The sequence below is a fragment of the Pseudomonas fluorescens genome (genome assembly GCF_001307275.1).
In the GTDB taxonomy this organism is placed as follows: domain Bacteria; phylum Pseudomonadota; class Gammaproteobacteria; order Pseudomonadales; family Pseudomonadaceae; genus Aquipseudomonas; species Aquipseudomonas fluorescens_AA.
The window spans coordinates 1,084,537-1,103,946 of record NZ_CP012831.1; the positions used below are offsets into that span (position 1 = coordinate 1,084,537).

The window sequence follows — 19,410 nt, forward strand, 5'->3', positions numbered from 1 at the left end:
GTCAGCGCGCCGTGAAGATCAGCACCGCATTCACCGGCACCGACAGGCTGATGGCCGACAAACCGGCCAGGTTGCGGAGCTTTTCCAGGCCCGGCGCCAGATCGAAATCCGCCGCGTTGAGCACCACCGGCTCCAGGGTCACCACTTGGAAGCGGCGTTCATCCAGGCGCGTCGCCAGCAGTTCGACGGGGTACTCATGCTGCTTGCCGTGCAGGTTCACCGTCAGCGGCAGGCGCAACTCCAACTGCGCGCCATTGGCCAGGTCCTGGATCGGTGCCAGGTCGATCTTGGCGGTAACGGTGGCTTCGGCGAATTGCTTGATCTGGAACAACTCGGCGCGCATGCGCTCGTCCCGCAGGGGAATGCCGCTGTTGATGGATTCCAGCTCCACTTCCAGGCGCGCCAAGCCGTCGGGCTGGACTTGACCGTGCAGCACCAGGAAACGCTGGACCTCGGAAACGTTGCCGTTTTTGCTGCTGATAAACGACAGCCGCGACGACTCGCCGTCCAGGTACCAGTCGGCCTGGGCCGGCAACGCTGCGCAGGCCAGCAGCAGGCTGGCGACCGCGTGAGGGAAAAACCGCTTGAACATACACACTCGGGGGGCAGATAAACCTGTGGCGAACCTTAACCGGGCCGAGGGCGCTTGCAAACTGTCTGTTTCAACAACCGCCCAGGAATACAGAGAACCTGGGGGCAAGAGGTTTATCTGTGGGAGCAAGGCTTGCCCGCGATGGCGTTTTCAACATCGCCATCGCGGGCAAGCCTTGCTCCCACAATAGGATCGACGTGAGGCCATGTTTCCAAAGGTTAGTTCAGGGCTCCAACCGACACCCCTGCCGCTCTCCCAACCATTGCGCACTGTTGCTGCGCCCCAACCCGCTGACGGTGACGCGCTTGGCTTCAACGGTCTCGAGAAAATCGCGGATGGGCACTGCCTGCTTCACAAAACCCCGACAATACTCGGCCGGTTGCTGCATCACATAGCGGCACGAGCAGTATTCCTTGGCGGTGTAGGCACTGATGATGTCGGGGAAAGCCTGCAATGCCACCCGCTCCAGCCAGACCCAACTGAACAGGGCAATGAGTAGCACCGACAGCAAGGTCAGCAGGATTTTGCGCTTCATGGCTGCCCCTTCCCAGCGAACGCCGCCATGGCGCGCTTGAGCAGTTCGTTATGGCGATAGCTGCCGTCGCGGTCGTCGCCGTAGCGCACTATCACCAGTCTGGCGCTGGGGATGACGTACAGCGCCTGGCCCCAATGGCCCAGCGCGGCGAAGGTATCCGGCGGCGCATCGGGCCAGGGGTGGAGCGCCGGATCGGCGCCGCGGTTGAGCCACCAGTGCCCGCCCGGCACGGCTTCGTCCTGGCCGGCCTGGAAGTGCACGAACGGTTCGCGGCTGAACGCGACCCAATCCTTGGGGATCAGTTGCCGTTCGCCCCAGCGGCCGTCCCGTTGCATCAACAACCCGACACGCGCCAGGTCCCGCGCCGTGAGGTAGGCATAGGACGATCCCACGAACGTGCCGCTGGCGTCGGTTTCCCAAGTCGCGTGGCGGATGCCCAGGGGCTCGAACAGGGCCGTCCAGGGATAATCGGGATAGCGTGCCGCACCGACGATGTTTTTCAGGGCCGCCGCCAACAGGTTGCTGTCACCGCTGGAATAACGAAACGCCTGCCCCGGGGGGCTGAAGCTTTCATGCCGTGCGGTAAACGCCGCCATGTCATGACGCCCGCGGGTATAGAGCATCGCCACCACCGAGGACTTGAGCGGCGCGTATTCGTAGTCCTCCTGCCAATCCAGGCCAGACGCCCAGTGGAAAAGATCGGCCAGGGTCAGGCCCGGGTGCCGGTTCAGGGGTGGGTAGTACTTGGCTGCCGGATCGTCCAGGGCAAAGCGCTGTTCGCCGTAGGCCACGCCGAACACCGTCGCCAACAGACTTTTGCTGATGGACCAGGTCAGGTGCGGGGTCTGGGCGGTGGTCGGCCCGGCGTAGCGTTCATAGACCAGTCGACCGTCCTGGATCACCAGCAGCGCATCGGTACGGATGCCCTCACGGCTCGCGTCGTCCCGGAATGGGAAGGCGTATTGTTCCAAGGCTTCGATGGCCGGCCCGCTGGGAGTCGGGCCGCTTGGCCATTGCTCGCCGGGCCAGTCTTCGGCCTGGACGCTCAGGTTGAGTATCAGCAGCGGGATCAGGAACCAGCCTTTGGACATGCTTGGGGCTCGCAGGTTTTAACCTTCAGAGCCTATGCAGACTTGATGACAATTTGAGTGTGTGCCCCCTGTGGGAGCGAGCTTGCTCGCGATAGCGGAGTGTCAGCCAACATCATTGTCGCTGATCCAGCGCTATCGCGAGCAAGCTCGCTCCCACAATGGATGGTCGTTTGGAGCGCTATCCCAACGCCTTGGCCAACCGCTTGGCCCGCGCCCCCGCCGCAAGGTCCATCACACCTTTGTCCCGCGTCCACATCTCGCGCCACACCGCAGGCCCGGCGGCCAGGGCAGCGTCGAGTTCGTCGTCGAGCCCTTGGAACTGGGCGAACAACCCGCCCAGCAGCACATGCCCGGCAGGGCTGGAAGGGTTGTGGCGACTCACCTCCGCGCAGCCGGCAAGCAACGCCAGCAGGCGCAATTGCAACACCTGGGGCCAGGCACATTCCTGCCCGACGCCATACAACCAGGCCGTCATCGCGCTGAGTACATAAAGGTCTTCCAGGGTGCGGAACGGTTTGACGTAGGCGTCCCAGCCATCACCGGCCAGCAACTCGCACAGCGCGCCGTCGAGCAGCACGCGGCCATGGCTGATGTCCGGCATCAGGCCCATGGCGGGGAGTTTTTCCAGGGTCACGCCAGGCTCGCCCGCATAGGCCACTGCCAGGTTCAGTCGTGGCGTTTCGCCGGGCGCTTCGCTGCGAGCGGCAATCAGCAGCCACTCGGCGGCGTCGCCAGCGGTGACGAAATCCTTGCGCCCGCTCAGGCGCAAATCGTCGAGGCGGGTTTGCATGTCCGCCGGGCGCAAGCTGCGTTGTTCGGTGGCACACAGGGCGCCAAGGCTCTGGGGCGCGCTCGGCCAAAGCACCCGCAGCGCCGCCTGGTACCCCACCAGGAACGCCAGCCCCGGCGTGGCCATCGACCGAGCACCGACCACGGCCAACTCGAACGGCGTCACCGGCCCCAGGCGTTGCAACAACGCGGCATAACCTTCAGCCAGGTCCGGATAGGTGGGTAGGCGCTCGCCACGTTCGATCAGGGTGTGCCAGGGCATGAGAGGGCTCCTTGAAGGCTGTCATATAAGCATCACCAAAGCTTCATGGCGATGACACCGGGGCTACATAGCCTGACTTTGCACAACATGGCTGCATAAAGAAAGTCGACAGGCTGCAACTGAACAGCCCGCACGGAGATTCGCTATGACCCAGATCGCCCGCATCAGCGACACCGGCAATGAACGCCGCCTGCAAGCCGAACGCCTGATCGGCGCCCACGCCTTGCAAGAAGCCCAGGCCCTGCGCTTCAACGTCTTCAGCGGCGAATTCAACGCCAAGCTCAAAGGCGCGGAAAAGGGTCTGGACATGGATGACTATGATGTTCACTGCGCCCACATCGGCGTACGCGACCTGAACACCGGCCGCCTCGTGGCCACCACGCGCCTGCTCGACCACCAGGCCGCCAGCAGCCTGGGCCGGTTCTACAGCGAAGAAGAATTCAGCCTCCACGGCCTGGTCCATCTCAAGGGCCCGATCCTGGAAATCGGTCGTACCTGCGTCGACCCGGCCTACCGCAACGGCGGCACCATCGCGGTGCTCTGGGGCGAACTGGCCGAAGTCCTGAACGAAGGCGGCTACAGCTACCTGATGGGCTGCGCGAGCATTCCGATGCAGGATGGCGGCATCCAGGCCCAGGCAATCATGCAGCGCCTGCGCGAACGCTACCTGTGCACCGAACACCTGCAGGCCGTGCCGAAAAAACCGCTGCCGAGCCTGGACGTACCGTCCAACGTCATCGCCGAAATGCCGCCGCTGCTCAAGGCCTACATGCGCCTGGGCGCGAAGATTTGCGGCGAGCCGTGCTGGGACGAGGACTTCCAGGTGGCCGACGTGTTCATCCTGCTCAAGCGCGACGAACTCTGCCCGCGCTACGCCCGCCACTTCAAGGCAGCCGTGTAATGAGCCGGTTGCGGGTGTACGCGCGTATCGCGCGAGTCTTGCTGGTGGTGACCCTGGGCCTGAGCATGGCCAGCGTGTTCGGCCTGTTCGAACGCCTGGGGGTCGCCAACTCGATGGTCCGTCGCCAGCGCTGGTCGCGGTTCTTCATGGCGCGGCTGAGCCATGCCCTGCCCTTTTCAGTCACCGTCCACGGTCAACTGCCGCAACGGCCGATGCTGTGGGTCAGTAACCATGTGTCCTGGACTGACATCCCGTTGCTGGGCATGCTCACACCGATGTCATTCCTGTCCAAGGCCGAAGTGCGCACCTGGCCGGTGGCCGGATGGCTGGCCGCCAAGGCCGGCAGCCTGTTTATCCGGCGCGGGTCGGGTGACAGCCAACTGATCCGCAAACAAATGAGCCGCCACCTGGAACAGGCCCATCCGCTGCTGATGTTCCCGGAAGGCACCACCACCGATGGCCGATCCCTGCGCACGTTCCATGGGCGCTTGTTGTCGGCAGCCATCGATGCCGATGTGGCGTTGCAGCCAGTGGCGATCCGTTACCTGCGCGACGGTGAGCCGGATTCGCTGGCACCGTTCATTGGCGATGATGATTTGCTGTCGCACCTGATGCGCCTGTTCGCCAATGATCGGGGCGACGTGCACATCCATCTGCTGGAACCGATTGCCTGCCACGGCCAGGAACGCGCCGCCCTGGCGTTCCAGGCGCAACAGGCGGTGCACAAGGCGTTGTTCGGGACGATTCCCGAGAAACAGCAAGCGCCGATGCGGCCTGCCATCGCGGCTTGAACCGGATCCTTTCGTGCAGAAGGATCCCTTGTGGGAGCGAGCTTGCTCGCGATAGCGGCTTAACATTCAGCAGATGAACTGGCTGATACACCGCTATCGCGAGCAAGCTCGCTCCCACAATTAGTCCTGCGGCGTGACCTGGTTTTGAGCAAAATCCTGAAGCTGAGGGTAGAACAACCGGAAATCCTCGCTCAGCGGCTCATAAAGCTCGATCAACTCCGCCATCGCCCCGGCCAGTTCCTCGGGTCGGGACAGGCGGCGGGAAATGCCGCGCAGTACCTGCCCCAGCACGTCGAATTCCTGATAAGACCCCAGCCAGTCATCCGCCGCCATATACGGCGCGATCTGTGCCAGGCGCCCTGGCAACTGCGGTTCGGTGCGCAGTACCTGGTAGACACGGGACGTGAAATCCACCAGCGGCCCTTCGCCGTACAACGCCCAGTCCCGGGCCAGGCAGTGATCGAAAAACACGTCCAGCACAATCCCGGCATAGCGCCGTCGCACCGTGGAAAAACGCGACAGGGCAATGCCCACCAAGGGATGGCGGTCGGTGTACATGTCGATGCGCCGATGCAGGGCAATCGCCGCTTCGATCTGCGGATCGTACTGCCCTTGCAACGGCCCTTTGACGAAGTCGCCGTAGAGGCTGCCGAGCAGTTGTTCCCGGCCAGGGCCGCCGAGGTGCAGGTGCGCGAGATAGTTCATGGCCCGCAGCTTAGCACTCCCGCGCCCATATCGTTATAACCCGATATAGCGATTTGTTCGGCATTCAGATCAAATCCATATTGGTGTATCGCGAAATAACGATTTAAGGTTCGCTCTATCGCGATATAGCGTTTTACTCACCCCCCGAGCCTGCCACCCATGACCCTCGACCTCGACGAAATAATAAAAGCCCTGGCGCACCCAGTACGGCGAGACATCCTCAACTGGCTCAAAGACCCCAAGGTCCAGTTCCCCGAGCAGTTGCACAACCACGAGTTCGGCATTTGCGCCGGGCAGATCGACCAGCGTTGCGGCCTGTCGCAATCCACGGTGTCTGCGCACTTGGCGGTGTTGCAACGGGCGGGGCTGATCACCAGCCAGAAGGTCGGTCAATGGCACTTCTTCAAACGCAACGAGGAAGTGATCCAGCAGTTCCTCAAGCAGATGAGCCAAGAGCTCTGACCCGACAAGGACCCATCATGCCCCTCTCACTCCTGATCCTGGCCCTGAGCGCCTTCGCCATCGGCACCACCGAGTTCGTCATCATGGGCCTGTTGCCCGATGTGGCGGCTGACCTGGGCGTGTCGATTCCCGGCGCCGGCTGGCTGGTGACCGGCTACGCCCTGGGCGTGGCCATCGGCGCACCGTTCATGGCCCTGGCCACCGCCCGGCTGCCGCGCAAGGCCGCCCTGGTGGCGCTGATGGGGATTTTCATCGTCGGCAACCTGCTCTGCGCGATCGCCAGCGACTACAACGTGCTGATGTTCGCCCGGGTCGTCACCGCCCTGTGCCACGGCGCGTTCTTCGGCATCGGTTCGGTGGTGGCCGCCGGCCTGGTGGCGCCCAACAAGCGCGCCTCGGCCGTGGCCCTGATGTTCACCGGCCTGACCCTGGCCAATGTGCTCGGCGTGCCGTTGGGCACCGCACTGGGCCAGGAGGCCGGCTGGCGTTCGACCTTCTGGGCGGTGACCGTCATCGGTGTGATTGCGCTGATCGGCCTGATTCGTTTCCTGCCAGCCAAGCGCGATGAAGAGAAACTCGACATGCGCTCGGAACTGGTAGCGCTCAAAGGCGCCGGCCTGTGGCTGTCCCTGAGCATGACCGCGCTGTTCTCCGCGTCGGTGTTCACCCTGTTCACCTACGTCGCCCCGCTGCTGGGCGAAGTGACCGGCGTGTCGCCCCGTGGCGTGACCTGGACCCTGGTGCTGATCGGCCTGGGCCTGACCCTGGGCAACATCATCGGCGGCAAGCTGGCGGACAAGAGCCTGGCGAACACCCTGATGGGCGTCTTCCTCACCATGGCCGTGGTGTCCACCGTCCTGAGCTGGACCAGCGTGGCGCTGATCCCCAGTGAAATCACCCTGTTCCTCTGGGCCACCGCCTGCTTCGCTGCCGTGCCGGCCCTGCAAGTCAACGTGGTGACCTTCGGCAAAGACGCACCCAACCTGGTGTCCACCCTGAACATCGGCGCCTTCAACATCGGCAACGCCCTGGGCGCCTGGGTCGGCGGCAGCGTCATCGACCATGGCCTGGGCCTGACCTCCGTGCCCCTGGCCGCCGGCGCGCTGGCCGTGCTGGCGCTGCTGGTCACCCTGATCACTTTCCGCCAGGGCGGCAATGCCGACCTGGCCCCGGCGACTCATTGATTTAACCCTTCCACTTTCGAGGTTGTATTTTCATGGCGACTATTTTCGACCCTATCAAACTCGGCGACATCGAGCTGAAGAACCGCATCATCATGGCTCCACTCACCCGCTGCCGCGCCGACGCAGGCCGCGTCCCCAACGCGCTGATGGCCGAGTACTACGTGCAACGCGCCTCCGCTGGCCTGATCCTCAGCGAAGCCACGTCCGTCACGCCGATGGGCGTGGGCTACCCGGACACCCCGGGCATCTGGTCCAACGACCAGGTGCGCGGCTGGGCCAACATCACCAAGGCGATCCACGGCGCCGGCGGCAAGATCTTCCTGCAACTGTGGCATGTGGGCCGGATCTCCCATCCGTCATACCTCAATGGCGAAGCCCCCGTGGCGCCCAGCGCGATCCAGCCCAAGGGCCACGTGAGCCTGGTTCGCCCCCTGGCCGACTACCCGACGCCGCGCGCACTGGAAACCGCTGAAATCGCCGACATTGTCGACGCCTACCGTGTCGGCGCCGAGAATGCCAAGGCCGCGGGTTTCGACGGCGTGGAAATCCATGGCGCCAACGGCTACCTGCTCGACCAGTTCCTGCAAAGCAGCACCAACCAGCGCACCGACCAGTACGGCGGTTCCCTGGAAAACCGTGCCCGCCTGCTGCTGGAAGTGACCGACGCAGCCATTGAAGTCTGGGGCGCCGGCCGAGTGGGCGTGCACCTGGCGCCACGGGCCGACTCCCATGACATGGGCGACGAAAACCGTCTGGAGACGTTCAGCTACGTGGCCCGTGAACTGGGCAAGCGCGGCATCGCCTTCATCTGCTCCCGTGAGAAGGAAGGCGATGACAGCATCGGTCCGCAACTCAAGCAGGCGTTCGGCGGCCCGTACATCGCCAACGAACGCTTCACCAAGGACAGCGCCAACGCCTGGCTGGCGGCTGGCAAGGCTGACGCGGTCGCGTTCGGGGTTCCGTTCATTGCCAACCCGGACTTGCCGGCACGCCTGAAGGCCAATGCACCGTTGAACGAGCCGCATCCTGAAACTTTCTATGGGAAAGGCCCCGTGGGGTACATTGATTACCCCGTGATGTAAGCTCGCACCAGCCGTTTTATAAAAAAGCCCCGACTCGAAAGAGCCGGGGCTTTTTTTATACCTGTAAAACTTCGGCCACGCGCAATCAACGCGAACAGCAACATTAAATAACAAGGCAACTTTCATCTGGCGTGGATTCAATCACGCAACGGCGCTAATAATAACGCTCGAACGCACCAACCACTGATATAAAGGATTGAAACTTACACTTCACCCAGCCACACATTAAGAACTTTAACATTCCAGCAACACCCACTAACCAGACACCATCAGTTTGCAGGCGAACGCCAGTGAACCGTGTACTTATGAGAGATGCCTTACCATGAACATCCTGAAAAACTTCATTCTCGCCCTCCTGCTGGGCCCCGCCATGGTTGCCCACAGCCAGGCCAATACCGAAGTGACCGTGGAGATTGCCAACAACACCCGCGGCACATTGAAAATGAACAACCTGTTAACCGACCCACCCCAGGCCGAGGATTTTTCCTTGAGCGCCCACGACATCGATCCAACATCAAGTTATAGATTCCATATCGAGCACTTCAGGGATTACACCTACCCCGGAGCCGGCTGGCGCCCGACATTAAAAAAAGTCAAACCTGTCGAACTGGTCCTTAATTATGAAATGAGCCATTTCAACTTTGAATGTCAAATGCACACTCGCTTGCAGGTCTCCATCGTGCCTGGCGTTTTGGAACCCAGCTATAAGCCCACTTGGAAGAGCAGGACGACTTACACCGGCAATGGCGAATACACGTGCCGCTCGGAAATTTCCCGGAAGATGCTTGAGCCCCCCTTCAACTACACCGTTCGCCTCATTATCGAACCAGGTCGGTGAGCCTGCGGCCCCGCCAAGACGTTGACATGAGCCGGCGATTCTCCTGCAAGCTTACTCCGTGGGATCGGGAGCCGACGGAGTCGCTGCCGGTCACGAAACAAATCCCCTACAAAATTTGTTCATGATTGCCTTTCAACCACGACAGCATTCAGTTTATAAAAGCTATTTCGAACTCTTGTCATGAAACAAGCCGAAGCAATTACGCATTTTGTTTCATTTGCGCAGGCTAGGGCTCAGGCGCAGCATATCCAGCCCGATATCCACCCAGCGCTCAGCCTCACCGGCCAGGGGGAAGCTATCGGGGGCCAGCAGCCACTGATAAAGAATACCGTCGACATAGGCATGCAGGGCAATCGCCGCCCTTTCCGGTTCCAGGTCCGCCGGTAGCTGGCCACGATTCATCGCATTGCGCAACGACAAGGCAATACGCACATTACAGTCGAGACTGACCTGGCGCCGCTGCTGGCGCAGATCGCACATTTCATCGGTGAATTCACACTTATGGAACAGAATCTCATTAATGCGTCGGGTCTTCGGGTCCAGGGCAACTTGTTGAAACAATTGCACCAGCAGCTTGCGCGTACAGCCCAGCGGGTCAAGCTCCTCTTCATTCTCACTGGCGCGGGCCAGGTCATCGAGCGGCTCATGCAAGGTATCGAGCATGGCCTGGAGCAGGTCCGCCTTGTTGCTGAAATGCCAATAGATAGCACCGCGCGTCACGCCGGCCAGCGTCGCGATATCCGCCAGAGTGGTGCGGGCCACGCCTCGCTCGAAGAACGCCTTTTCGGCCGCTTCGACTATCTGGCTGCGAGTCTCCTGGGCTTCCTCTTTGGTACGACGGACCATGGCAGTAAACACCTCAATCAGGATTGCGTCAGCAATGCGTAAGAATCAGCAGAGCAAAATACGAGGCGACGTCGCTTGAAGCGCGTCCCCTCCGATCTACTCAGGCCCTTTGTCAGGCTTTTGTAAATCCGGATATTACGCAATTTGGCTGTTTACAAACAACCGTGTACGTAAGTATATTTCTTAGCATCCTACTAATTGAATTACTGCTGCTTTTTTACCTTCCACCTTCGAGTGCGCCCCTTGCGCGCCTGGACCCGAGGATTTCCATGCAATTCAAGCCAGCTGTTACCGCTCTGGTTACCGCCATCGCCCTGGCATCGCTGCTCAGTGGATGCAAAAAGGAAGAGGCTGCGCCTGCACCGCCCCCTCCTCAGGTCGGCGTCGTAACCCTCAAGACCCAGCCCTTCACCTTGACCTCGGAACTGCCGGGCCGCACCAGCGCGTTCCGCGTCGCCGAAGTACGGCCACAGGTCAACGGCATCATTCTCAAGCGTCTGTTCAAGGAAGGCGCCGACGTCAAGGCCGGCCAGCAGCTGTACCAGATCGACCCTGCGGTCTACGAAGCGACCCTCAAGAGCGCCGAGGCCAACCTGCGCTCCACCAAGTCGATTGCCGACCGCTACAAGCAACTGGTGGATGAGCAGGCGGTGAGCCGTCAGGAATACGATACCGCCGTGGCCAATCGCCTGGAATCGGAAGCCAATCTGCAGACGGCCCAGATCAACGTGCGCTACACCAAGGTCTACGCACCGATTTCCGGTCGCATCGGCCGCTCCTCGGTCACCGAGGGTGCGCTGGTGAGCAACGGCCAGGCTGATGCCCTGGCAACCATTCAGCAACTGGACCCGATCTATGTCGACGTGACGCAGAGCTCGGTCGAGCTGCTGCAACTGCGCCGCGAACTGGAAAGCGGCCGTTTGCAAAAGGCCGGCGAGAACGCAGCCATGGTCAAGCTGACCCTGGAAGACGGCAGCCAGTATCCGCACGAAGGCAAGCTGGAGTTCTCTGAAGTGTCGGTTGACCAGACCACCGGCTCCGTGACCTTGCGCGCCGTATTCCCCAACCCTGACCACACCCTGCTGCCGGGCATGTTCGTCCACGCCCAATTGCAGGCCGGTGTGAACAGCGCGGCGATCCTGGCACCGCAACAAGGCGTGACCCGCGACCTCAAGGGCGCGCCAACCGCGCTGGTGGTGGGTGCGGACAACAAGGTCGAGCTGCGCCAGCTCAAGGCCAGCCGCACCGTCGGCAGCCAGTGGCTGATCGAAGACGGGCTCAAGGCCGGCGATCGCCTGATCACCGAAGGGTTGCAGTTCGTCCGCCCTGGCGTGGAGGTCAAGGCCACCGAAGCCACCAACGTAGGCACCAAGAACCCGGCCCCCGCAAAGGCAGCTGATAAAGCCGCCGGCGGCAAAGGGGAGTAAACCATGTCGAAATTTTTCATCGACCGTCCGATTTTCGCCTGGGTGATCGCCCTGGTGATCATGCTGGTCGGGGCTCTATCGATTCTCAAATTGCCGATCAACCAGTACCCGAGCATCGCACCGCCGGCCATTGCCATCCAGGTGACCTACCCGGGTGCGTCCGCGCAGACCGTGCAGGACACCGTGGTGCAGGTCATCGAGCAGCAGCTCAACGGTATCGACAACCTGCGTTATGTGTCCTCGGAAAGTAACTCCGACGGCAGCATGACCATCACCGCGACCTTCGAGCAGGGCACCAACTCCGATACCGCCCAGGTCCAGGTCCAGAACAAGCTGAACCTGGCCACTCCATTGCTGCCGCAAGAAGTGCAGCAACAGGGCATCCGCGTCACCAAGTCAGTGAGAAACTTCCTGATGGTGATCGGCGTGGTGTCGCGTGACGGCAGCATGACCCGGGAAGACTTGTCCAACTACATCGTGTCCAACATGCAGGACCCGATCTCGCGCACCGCCGGTGTCGGTGACTTCCAGGTGTTCGGCGCCCAGTACGCCATGCGCATCTGGCTCGACCCGGCCAAGTTGAACAACTTCAACCTGACCCCGGTGGATGTGAGCACGGCCATTTCCGCGCAGAACGTCCAGATCGCCTCCGGCCAGCTCGGCGGCCTGCCTGCCATGCCCGGCCAGCAACTGAACGCCACCATCATCGGCAAGACCCGCCTGCAGACCGCCGAGCAGTTCAAGGCCATCTTGCTCAAGGTCAATCCGGACGGCTCGCAAGTGCGTGTCGGCGATGTGGCGGATGTCGCCCTCGGCGGTGAAAACTACAGCATCAACGCCCAGTTCAACGGCCTCCCGGCTTCCGGGCTGGCGGTGAGGCTCGCCACCGGCGCCAACGCCCTCGACACGGCCAAGGCCCTGCGCAAGACCGTCGACGACCTCAAGCCATTCTTCCCGCAAGGCCTGGAAGTGGTGTTCCCGTACGACACCACCCCGGTGGTGAGCGAATCGATCAAGGGCGTGGTCGAGACCCTGGTCGAAGCGGTCGTGCTGGTGTTCCTGGTGATGTTCCTGTTCCTGCAGAATTTCCGCGCCACCATCATCACCACGATGACCGTGCCGGTGGTACTGCTGGGCACCTTCGGGATCCTCGCGGCATTCGGCTTCAGTATCAACACCCTGACCATGTTCGGCATGGTGCTGGCCATCGGCTTGCTGGTGGACGACGCCATCGTCGTGGTGGAAAACGTCGAACGGGTGATGAGCGAAGAAGGCCTGTCGCCCAAGGAAGCCACGAAAAAATCCATGGGCCAGATCCAGGGGGCCCTGGTGGGTATCGCCCTGGTGCTCTCGGCGGTACTGCTGCCGATGGCGTTCTTCGGCGGGTCCACCGGTGTGATCTACAAGCAGTTCTCCATCACCATCGTCTCGGCCATGGCCCTGTCGGTACTGGTGGCACTGATCTTCACCCCTGCCCTGTGCGCCACCATGCTCAAGGCCATTCCGAAAGGCGAGCACGGCACGCCGAAACGCGGCTTCTTCGGCTGGTTCAACCGCAGCTTCGACCGTGGCGTCAGGAGCTACGAACGTGGCGTGGGCAACATGCTCAAGCACAAGGCCCCGTACCTGCTGGCCTACGTGATCATCGTGGTCGGCATGGTCTGGCTGTTCACCCGTATCCCGACAGCGTTCCTGCCGGAAGAAGACCAGGGCGTGCTGTTTGCCCAGGTACAGACACCGGCCGGCTCCAGTGCCGAGCGCACCCAGGTGGTGGTGGACAACATGCGCGAGTTCCTGCTGCGCCCCAGCAAGGACGGCGGCGAAGGCGACGGTGTGGCCTCGGTGTTCACCGTGACCGGCTTCAACTTCGCCGGTCGTGGCCAAAGCTCGGGCCTGGCATTCATCATGCTCAAGCCGTGGGAAGAGCGTAACGCTGACAACACCGTGTTCAAGATCGCTGGCCGCGCCCAGCAACACTTCTTCACCTTCCGCGACGCCATGGTGTTCGCCTTCGCCCCGCCGGCGGTGATGGAACTGGGTAACGCCACCGGTTTCGACGTGTTCCTGCAGGACCGTGCCGGCATCGGCCACGACAAGCTGATGGAAGCCCGTAACCAGTTCCTGGGCATGGCGTCCCAAAGCAAGGTGCTGGCCCAGGTACGTCCGAACGGTCTGAACGATGAACCGCAATACCAGTTGGAAATCGATGACGAGAAAGCCAGCGCGCTGGGCATCACGCTCTCGGAGATCAACAACACCCTGTCGATTGCACTGGGCAGTAACTATGTGAACGACTTCATCGACCGTGGTCGGGTGAAACGGGTGTACGTCCAGGGCCAGCCGAACTCGCGCATGAGCCCCGAGGACCTGCAGAAGTGGTACGTGCGCAACAGCGCCGGGACCATGGTGCCGTTCTCTGCGTTCGCCAAGGGCGAGTGGGTCTACGGCTCGCCGAAACTGGCGCGTTACAACGGCGTGGAAGCGATGGAGATCCTCGGTACCCCGGCACCGGGTTACTCCACCGGTGAAGCCATGGCCGAAGTCGAAGCCATCGCCAAGAAGCTGCCGGCCGGTGTCGGTATTTCCTGGACGGGCCTGTCCTATGAGGAACGCCTGTCGGGTTCCCAGGCGCCGGCGTTGTATGCCTTGTCGCTGCTGATGGTGTTCCTGTGCCTGGCGGCGCTGTATGAGAGTTGGTCGATTCCGATCGCGGTCATGCTCGTGGTGCCACTGGGGATCATCGGTGCCTTGATGGCCACCAGCTTGCGCGGCCTGTCCAACGATGTGTACTTCCAGGTGGGCCTGTTGACAACCATCGGCCTGGCGGCGAAAAACGCCATTCTGATCGTGGAGTTCGCCAAGGAACTTCACGAACAGGGACGAACGCTGGTGGAAGCCGCCATCGAAGCCTGTAGGATGCGTCTGCGGCCGATTATCATGACCTCGCTGGCGTTCGTCCTCGGCGTGGTCCCGCTGGCGATTTCCACCGGCGCCGGCTCGGGCAGCCAACACGCCATTGGCACCGGTGTGATCGGCGGCATGTTGACCGCTACCATCCTGGCGATTTTCTGGGTGCCCTTGTTCTTCGTGACCGTGTCGTCGATAGGTCGCCGCAAAAATGCGGACCAGGACGATACTCCTGAAACTTCTAAAGAGGCTGGCCAATGAGCAAGTCGCTCCTCTCCCTGACCATCGCCGCCGTCGTGCTCAGCGGCTGCTCGCTGATCCCCGACTATCAGCGGCCCGAAGCACCGGTCGCGGCGCAATACCCGCAAGGGCCGGCCTACGAGGCGGCCAATGCGCCCGGCCAGGCCGCCGCCGAGCAAGGCTGGAAACAGTTTTTCCATGACCCGGCGTTGCAACAGCTGATCCAGGTCGCCTTGGAAAACAACCGCGACCTGCGTGTCGCGGCGCTGAACATCGATGCCTACGCCGCGCAATACCGCATCCAGCGCGCGGACCTGTTCCCGGCCGTCTCGGCCACCGGCTCCGGTAGTCGCCAGCGGGTACCGGCACGGGCTTCGCAAACCGGCGAAGCGGCGATCAGCAGTTCCTATTCGGCAACCTTGGGCATCAGCGCCTATGAACTGGACCTGTTCGGTCGGGTTCGCAGCCTGAGCGAGCAAGCATTGCAAAGCTACTTCGCCACCGAAGAAGCCCGCCGCAGCACCCAGATCAGCCTGGTGGCCAACGTCGCCAATGCCTACCTGACCTGGCAGGCCGACAAGGAACTGCTCAAGCTGACCCAGGAAACCCTCGGGGCCTACGAGCAAAGCTTCAAGCTGACCTCGCGCAGCGCCGAAGTCGGCGTGGCCTCGGCCCTGGACCTGAGCCAGGCGCGTACCGCGGTGGAAAACGCCCGTGTGCAACTGGCCCGCTACACTCGCCAGGTCGCCCAGGACGAAAACAGCCTGACCCTGCTGCTGGGCACCGGCCTGCCGGCCAACCTGAACTCGCAACCGTTGAGCGATGACCTGCTCAGCGAAGTGCCGGCCGGGCTGCCGTCGGACCTGCTGCAACGTCGTCCGGACATCCTCCAGGCCGAACGCAACCTGCTGGCCGCCAACGCCAACATCGGCGCCGCGCGGGCCGCGTTCTTCCCGAGCATCAGCCTGACGGCCAACGCCGGCACCTTGAGCCCGGACCTGTCCGGCCTGTTCAAGGGCGGTTCGGGCACCTGGACCTTCGCGCCGCAGATCAACCTGCCGATCTTCAACGCCGGCAGCCTGCGAGCGAGCCTGGACTACGCCAAGATCCAGAAAGACATCAACGTCGCGCAGTACGAGAAGTCGATTCAGACAGCGTTCCAGGAAGTCTCCGACGGCCTGGCCGCACGCCAGACCTACAACGAACAGTTGCAGGCCCAGACCGACTTCGTTGCCGCCAACCAGGACTACTACCGCCTGGCCGAGCGTCGCTACCGCATCGGCGTCGACAGCAACCTGACCTTCCTCGACGCCCAACGCCAGTTGTTCAGCGCGCAACAGTCGCTGATCACTGACCGCCTTGCGCAACTGACCAGCGAGGTCAATTTGTACAAGGCACTGGGCGGTGGTTGGAATGCCGAGACGGGCAAGAACGAACCGGTGAAAGAAGAAGCGCCGAAGATGAAGTTGTTCTGATGGATGCCTGACCGCTGAAACACGAAGCCCACCGAAAGGTGGGCTTTTTTGTTTGTGCCTGCTTCAACTCCGACTTGGCGAACGCGGGTCGACGATATCCAGCGCACGATTAGCCAACAATTCACTCAGCTCGATCATCTGCGCCACGCCGAGCGCGACATGCCGCCGCGAGCCCTCCAACTCGAACGCCAGGTCACTGACCATGGCATTGGCCGAGGCCAGGGTTTCGCTGAGATTGGCCAGGAGTCACTCCGTGTCGATGGTATCGATGACGGTGAAGACCTGTGTTGAGGTTTTGGGTTTGGGATCAGGGTGGGTTGCCCAGATGGTAATCGAGTGCTCGGCCTGCGGCCTCTTGGAGCTTTTCTGGATCGGGGTCGTTGTAGGGAAAAGTGCTCTCTGATGGCGAAGAAGGATGGTGTTTTTTCATAACGGCGCTCCTGCATCAATTGGAGCCCGAGACGTGGGCCCGGGCGCTGGCGCCTAACGAATTCGGCGGGCTTGCAGTCCCGGTCGCTTGATTGGCAGCGACACGTACAAGCTAGAGATACCGCTTCCGAGCAGCAACCTTAAAACCTCGTCGGAAAAATCGCCGCGTCTGTCAGACCGGCCACAAATCTTGTGGGAGCGAGCTTGCTCGCGATGGCGGCCTTACGGCCAGAAAATTGTTGATCGAGTACATATCCATTCCTGCGGTAACGGCCACTTAGGGTTCCGCCCTTACGGCGGCTCACTTTCGAAGAGCGCGAAAGTAAGCAAAGCGCTTTTGCCCCACCACTCGGTGCCTCGCCTAGGCTCGGCATGCCTGAACGAAGGCATTGCTCCGTGGGCCGCCGCGAAGGGCCATCCATGGCCCAGCGCGGCTATCCCGGCATCCATGCCGGGTTGCCCACTGCGCAATACCTTCGTTCAGCCAGCGTGGTTAATGGGGCGCCAAGATCAACGTCCACCGCGAGGCGGCCTAGTAGCCGACCTGGTTCTTGGTGGGACCGCGTTTTCCCTGTGGGAGCGAGCTTGCTCGCGAAGAGGCCGGAGCATTCAACATCTTCAACGACTGTGCCATCGTCTTCGCGAGCAAGCTCGCTCCCACATTGGATCGGAGTCCAGATGCCAGAATCAGGTCGGCTGTCAGGCCGCCATCGCGAGTAAGCTCGCTCCCACAGGCTCTTCATCCAACCAATCGACCCTTTTTGCTGTTCGATAATCGCCCAAAACCCGCAAACGGCAATTGAACCGATCCCGGGCCGCCCTTCACCATCCCTCGCACAAAACCAATAACAACAGGTTCGACGCCATGCCCCTACGCCCCGCCTCGCCCGGCTGATCCCCGATCGCCCTGACCCCCCTGGCTCCACCCTTACCGCCTGCACTTCAAAACGTGCGGCAACGACCCGCTTCGTCCACAAAAAATAGAGACAACGCCCATGAAGCCCACACAGCACTTGTTCCCCAGCCTCATTGCCGTCGCCCTGAGCGGTACCGCCCTGCCAGTCCTGGCGGCGGAATCGGGGTTTGTCGAAGATGCCAAGGCCACGCTGAACCTGCGCAACTTCTACTTCAATCGCAACTTCACCAACCCGAACAACGCCCAGGGCAAGGCCGAAGAGTGGACCCAAAGTTTCATCCTCGACGCCAAGTCCGGGTTCACCCAGGGCACGGTCGGTTTCGGCGTGGACATACTGGGGATGTACTCGGTCAAGCTCGACGGCGGTCGCGGCACGGCGGGTACGCAATTGCTTCCGGTGCATGACGACGGTCGCCCGGCCGACGACTTCGGCCGTTTGGGCGTGGCCCTGAAGGCCAAGGTGTCGAAGACCGAGCTGAAGGTCGGCGAGTGGATGCCGGTGCTGCCGATCCTGCGTTCCGACGACGGCCGCTCCCTGCCGCAAACCTTCCGTGGCGGCCAGGTGACCTCCACCGAAATCAACGGCCTGAGCCTCTACGGCGGCCAGTTCCGTGGCAACAGCCCGCGCAACGACGCGAGCATGGAAGACATGTCCATGAACGGCCGCGGTGCGTTCACCTCCGATCGTTTCAACTTCGGCGGTGGCGAATACGCCTTCAACGAAAAACGTACCCAGGTCGGTGTGTGGTACGCGGAACTGTCCGACATCTACCAGCAGCAATATTTCAACCTGACCCACAGCCAGCCCATCGGCGACTGGACCCTGGGCGCCAACCTCGGCTACTTCATCGGCAAGGAAGACGGCAGCGCCCTGGCCGGCGACCTGGACAACAAAACCGCGTTCGCCATGCTCTCGGCCAAATACGGCGGCAACACCTTCTACGTCGGCCTGCAGAAAGTCGGCGGCGACGATGCCTGGATGCGCGTCAACGGCACCAGCGGCGGCACCCTGGCCAACGACAGCTACAACTCCAGCTATGACAACGCCAAGGAAAAATCCTGGCAACTGCGCCACGACTTCAACTTCGCCGCGGTCGGCGTGCCGGGCCTGACCCTGATGAACCGCTACATCAGCGGTGACAACGTGCACACCGCCACGGTCGACGATGGCAAGGAATGGGGCCGGGAAAGTGAGCTGGCCTATACCGTGCAGAGCGGCGCACTGAAGAGCCTGAATGTGAAGTGGCGTAACTCAACGATGCGTCGGGACTACAGCACCAACGAGTTTGATGAGAACCGATTGATCATCAGCTATCCGATCAGCCTGCTGTAGAAGCCAAACATGGATGGAGGTTGTACCACCGTCATCGCGAGCAAGCTCGCTCCCACAGGGATCAGTGCCGCGCACAAAATTTGTGCTCACTGAAGATCCAGTGTGGGAGCGAGCTTGCTCGCGATGGCGTCATCACATTCAACATCCCCATCAACTGAACCACCGCGATCGCGAGCAAGCTCGCTCCCACAGGGAATGAAGCCCACTTAAGCCCGCGACTCGACGCCCAGTTCATCCCACACCGACTCAGCCAGGTGGAAGGTGGCGTTGGCTGCCGGGATGCCGCAGTAGATGGCGCTCTGCATGATCACTTCCTTGATCTCGCTGCGGCTCACGCCGTTGTTGGCGGCGGCGCGCAGGTGCAGCTTGAGTTCTTCGGCGCGGTTCATGCCGATCAGCATAGCGATGGTGATCAGGCTGCGGGTATGGCGCGGCAGGCCTGGGCGGGTCCAGATGTCGCCCCAGGCATGGCGGGTGATCATCTCCTGGAATTCGCTGTTGAACTCGGTCAGGGCATCGAGGCTGCGGTCGACGTGGGCATCGCCCAGTACCGCGCGGCGTACTTGCATGCCTTCATCGTAACGTTGTTTCTCGTCCACAAAGAA

The 19,410-nt window shown here is 61.9% G+C and carries 17 protein-coding genes and 1 pseudogene; 10 read left to right on the top strand and 8 right to left on the bottom strand.

Translation table 11 applies throughout. From position 1 onward, the window contains the following. Position 1 precedes the first annotated feature (1 nt). From AO356_RS04825 to AO356_RS04840, 4 genes are all read right to left on the bottom strand, one after another. Positions 2-592, bottom strand: coding sequence for a YceI family protein (locus AO356_RS04825; RefSeq protein WP_060738805.1), 591 nt, complete (start codon positions 590-592; stop codon positions 2-4). Positions 593-815: 223 nt separating this feature from the next. After that, the gene (locus AO356_RS04830) at positions 816-1,127 is read right to left on the bottom strand and encodes a hypothetical protein (protein WP_060738806.1); all 312 of its coding nucleotides are present in this window, start codon (positions 1,125-1,127) and stop codon (positions 816-818) included. After that, positions 1,124-2,218: a serine hydrolase domain-containing protein gene (locus AO356_RS04835; RefSeq protein WP_060738807.1), complete on the bottom strand. Its 1,095-nt coding sequence runs from the start codon at positions 2,216-2,218 to the stop codon at positions 1,124-1,126. Before AO356_RS04835 ends, AO356_RS04830 begins: the two co-directional genes overlap by 4 nt. Before the next feature lie 178 nt (positions 2,219-2,396). Beyond that, the gene (locus AO356_RS04840) at positions 2,397-3,269 is read right to left on the bottom strand and encodes a hypothetical protein (RefSeq protein WP_060738808.1); all 873 of its coding nucleotides are present in this window, start codon (positions 3,267-3,269) and stop codon (positions 2,397-2,399) included. A 145-nt stretch (positions 3,270-3,414) separates the two neighbouring features. On the opposite strand from AO356_RS04840, the gene olsB reads away from it, so the two are divergent. Next, positions 3,415-4,170, top strand: coding sequence for an L-ornithine N(alpha)-acyltransferase (gene olsB, locus AO356_RS04845; protein WP_060738809.1), 756 nt, complete (start codon positions 3,415-3,417; stop codon positions 4,168-4,170). Next, a complete protein-coding gene (locus AO356_RS04850) occupies positions 4,170-4,961 on the top strand; it encodes a lysophospholipid acyltransferase family protein (RefSeq protein ID WP_060738810.1) in 792 nt (263 codons plus the stop codon). Before olsB ends, AO356_RS04850 begins: the two co-directional genes overlap by 1 nt. A 120-nt stretch (positions 4,962-5,081) precedes the next feature. Here the strand turns inward: AO356_RS04850 and AO356_RS04855 are convergent, their stop codons facing one another. Beyond that, positions 5,082-5,666, bottom strand: a complete 585-nt coding sequence (locus AO356_RS04855; RefSeq protein ID WP_060738811.1) for an ACP phosphodiesterase — start codon at positions 5,664-5,666, stop codon at positions 5,082-5,084. A 159-nt stretch (positions 5,667-5,825) separates the two neighbouring features. On the opposite strand from AO356_RS04855, the gene AO356_RS04860 reads away from it, so the two are divergent. The 4 genes from AO356_RS04860 to AO356_RS04875 all read left to right on the top strand — a co-directional run bounded on the left by AO356_RS04860 (position 5,826) and on the right by AO356_RS04875 (position 9,232). Then, complete coding sequence (locus tag AO356_RS04860; RefSeq protein ID WP_003198672.1) at positions 5,826-6,128, top strand: ArsR/SmtB family transcription factor; 303 nt, start codon at positions 5,826-5,828, stop codon at positions 6,126-6,128. Positions 6,129-6,145: 17 nt separating this feature from the next. Next, positions 6,146-7,312, top strand: a complete 1,167-nt coding sequence (locus AO356_RS04865) for an MFS transporter (RefSeq protein ID WP_018607025.1) — start codon at positions 6,146-6,148, stop codon at positions 7,310-7,312. 32 nt (positions 7,313-7,344) lie between these two features. Next, positions 7,345-8,394: an alkene reductase gene (locus AO356_RS04870; protein ID WP_060738812.1), complete on the top strand. Its 1,050-nt coding sequence runs from the start codon at positions 7,345-7,347 to the stop codon at positions 8,392-8,394. A gap of 322 nt (positions 8,395-8,716) precedes the next feature. Further along, entirely contained in the window at positions 8,717-9,232 is a 516-nt protein-coding gene (locus AO356_RS04875; protein WP_060738813.1) for a hypothetical protein, read from the top strand. Positions 9,233-9,445: 213 nt separating this feature from the next. Here the strand turns inward: AO356_RS04875 and AO356_RS04880 are convergent, their stop codons facing one another. Continuing rightward, positions 9,446-10,078 carry a TetR family transcriptional regulator gene (locus tag AO356_RS04880; protein WP_060738814.1) on the bottom strand — a complete coding sequence of 211 codons (633 nt, stop codon included), beginning with the start codon at positions 10,076-10,078 and terminating at the stop codon, positions 9,446-9,448. Between the two features lie 269 nt (positions 10,079-10,347). On the opposite strand from AO356_RS04880, the gene AO356_RS04885 reads away from it, so the two are divergent. Genes AO356_RS04885 through adeC form a run of 3 tightly spaced genes read left to right on the top strand, consistent with a single transcriptional unit; the run spans position 10,348 to position 16,127 of the window. Continuing rightward, positions 10,348-11,505: an efflux RND transporter periplasmic adaptor subunit gene (locus AO356_RS04885; protein ID WP_060738815.1), complete on the top strand. Its 1,158-nt coding sequence runs from the start codon at positions 10,348-10,350 to the stop codon at positions 11,503-11,505. 3 nt (positions 11,506-11,508) lie between these two features. Next, positions 11,509-14,673 carry an efflux RND transporter permease subunit EmhB gene (emhB, locus tag AO356_RS04890; RefSeq protein WP_060738816.1) on the top strand — a complete coding sequence of 1,055 codons (3,165 nt, stop codon included), beginning with the start codon at positions 11,509-11,511 and terminating at the stop codon, positions 14,671-14,673. Continuing rightward, a complete protein-coding gene (gene adeC, locus AO356_RS04895) occupies positions 14,670-16,127 on the top strand; it encodes an AdeC/AdeK/OprM family multidrug efflux complex outer membrane factor (RefSeq protein WP_053119222.1) in 1,458 nt (485 codons plus the stop codon). Before emhB ends, adeC begins: the two co-directional genes overlap by 4 nt. Before the next feature lie 63 nt (positions 16,128-16,190). Here the strand turns inward: adeC and AO356_RS04900 are convergent. Beyond that, positions 16,191-16,557, bottom strand: a pseudogene (locus AO356_RS04900) (DUF6124 family protein). Positions 16,558-17,551: 994 nt separating this feature from the next. On the opposite strand from AO356_RS04900, the gene AO356_RS04905 reads away from it, so the two are divergent. Then, positions 17,552-18,805 (top strand): OprD family porin, encoded by a 1,254-nt coding sequence (locus AO356_RS04905; protein ID WP_060738817.1) that lies wholly within the window; start codon positions 17,552-17,554, stop codon positions 18,803-18,805. 206 nt (positions 18,806-19,011) lie between these two features. Here AO356_RS04905 and pcaC read toward each other — a convergent pair whose 3' ends face one another. Further along, complete coding sequence (pcaC, locus tag AO356_RS04910) at positions 19,012-19,404, bottom strand: 4-carboxymuconolactone decarboxylase (protein WP_060738818.1); 393 nt, start codon at positions 19,402-19,404, stop codon at positions 19,012-19,014. Between the last annotated feature and the right edge of the window lie 6 nt (positions 19,405-19,410).

Coding starts and splice junctions, on each gene's coding strand:
- AO356_RS04825 (WP_060738805.1), bottom strand. CDS start 592: ATGTTCAAGCGGTTTTTCCCTCACGCGGTCGCCAGCCTGCTGCTGGCC.
- AO356_RS04830 (WP_060738806.1), bottom strand. CDS start 1,127: ATGAAGCGCAAAATCCTGCTGACCTTGCTGTCGGTGCTACTCATTGCC.
- AO356_RS04835 (WP_060738807.1), bottom strand. CDS start 2,218: ATGTCCAAAGGCTGGTTCCTGATCCCGCTGCTGATACTCAACCTGAGC.
- AO356_RS04840 (WP_060738808.1), bottom strand. CDS start 3,269: ATGCCCTGGCACACCCTGATCGAACGTGGCGAGCGCCTACCCACCTAT.
- olsB (WP_060738809.1), top strand. CDS start 3,415: ATGACCCAGATCGCCCGCATCAGCGACACCGGCAATGAACGCCGCCTG.
- AO356_RS04850 (WP_060738810.1), top strand. CDS start 4,170: ATGAGCCGGTTGCGGGTGTACGCGCGTATCGCGCGAGTCTTGCTGGTG.
- AO356_RS04855 (WP_060738811.1), bottom strand. CDS start 5,666: ATGAACTATCTCGCGCACCTGCACCTCGGCGGCCCTGGCCGGGAACAA.
- AO356_RS04860 (WP_003198672.1), top strand. CDS start 5,826: ATGACCCTCGACCTCGACGAAATAATAAAAGCCCTGGCGCACCCAGTA.
- AO356_RS04865 (WP_018607025.1), top strand. CDS start 6,146: ATGCCCCTCTCACTCCTGATCCTGGCCCTGAGCGCCTTCGCCATCGGC.
- AO356_RS04870 (WP_060738812.1), top strand. CDS start 7,345: ATGGCGACTATTTTCGACCCTATCAAACTCGGCGACATCGAGCTGAAG.
- AO356_RS04875 (WP_060738813.1), top strand. CDS start 8,717: ATGAACATCCTGAAAAACTTCATTCTCGCCCTCCTGCTGGGCCCCGCC.
- AO356_RS04880 (WP_060738814.1), bottom strand. CDS start 10,078: ATGGTCCGTCGTACCAAAGAGGAAGCCCAGGAGACTCGCAGCCAGATA.
- AO356_RS04885 (WP_060738815.1), top strand. CDS start 10,348: ATGCAATTCAAGCCAGCTGTTACCGCTCTGGTTACCGCCATCGCCCTG.
- emhB (WP_060738816.1), top strand. CDS start 11,509: ATGTCGAAATTTTTCATCGACCGTCCGATTTTCGCCTGGGTGATCGCC.
- adeC (WP_053119222.1), top strand. CDS start 14,670: ATGAGCAAGTCGCTCCTCTCCCTGACCATCGCCGCCGTCGTGCTCAGC.
- AO356_RS04905 (WP_060738817.1), top strand. CDS start 17,552: ATGAAGCCCACACAGCACTTGTTCCCCAGCCTCATTGCCGTCGCCCTG.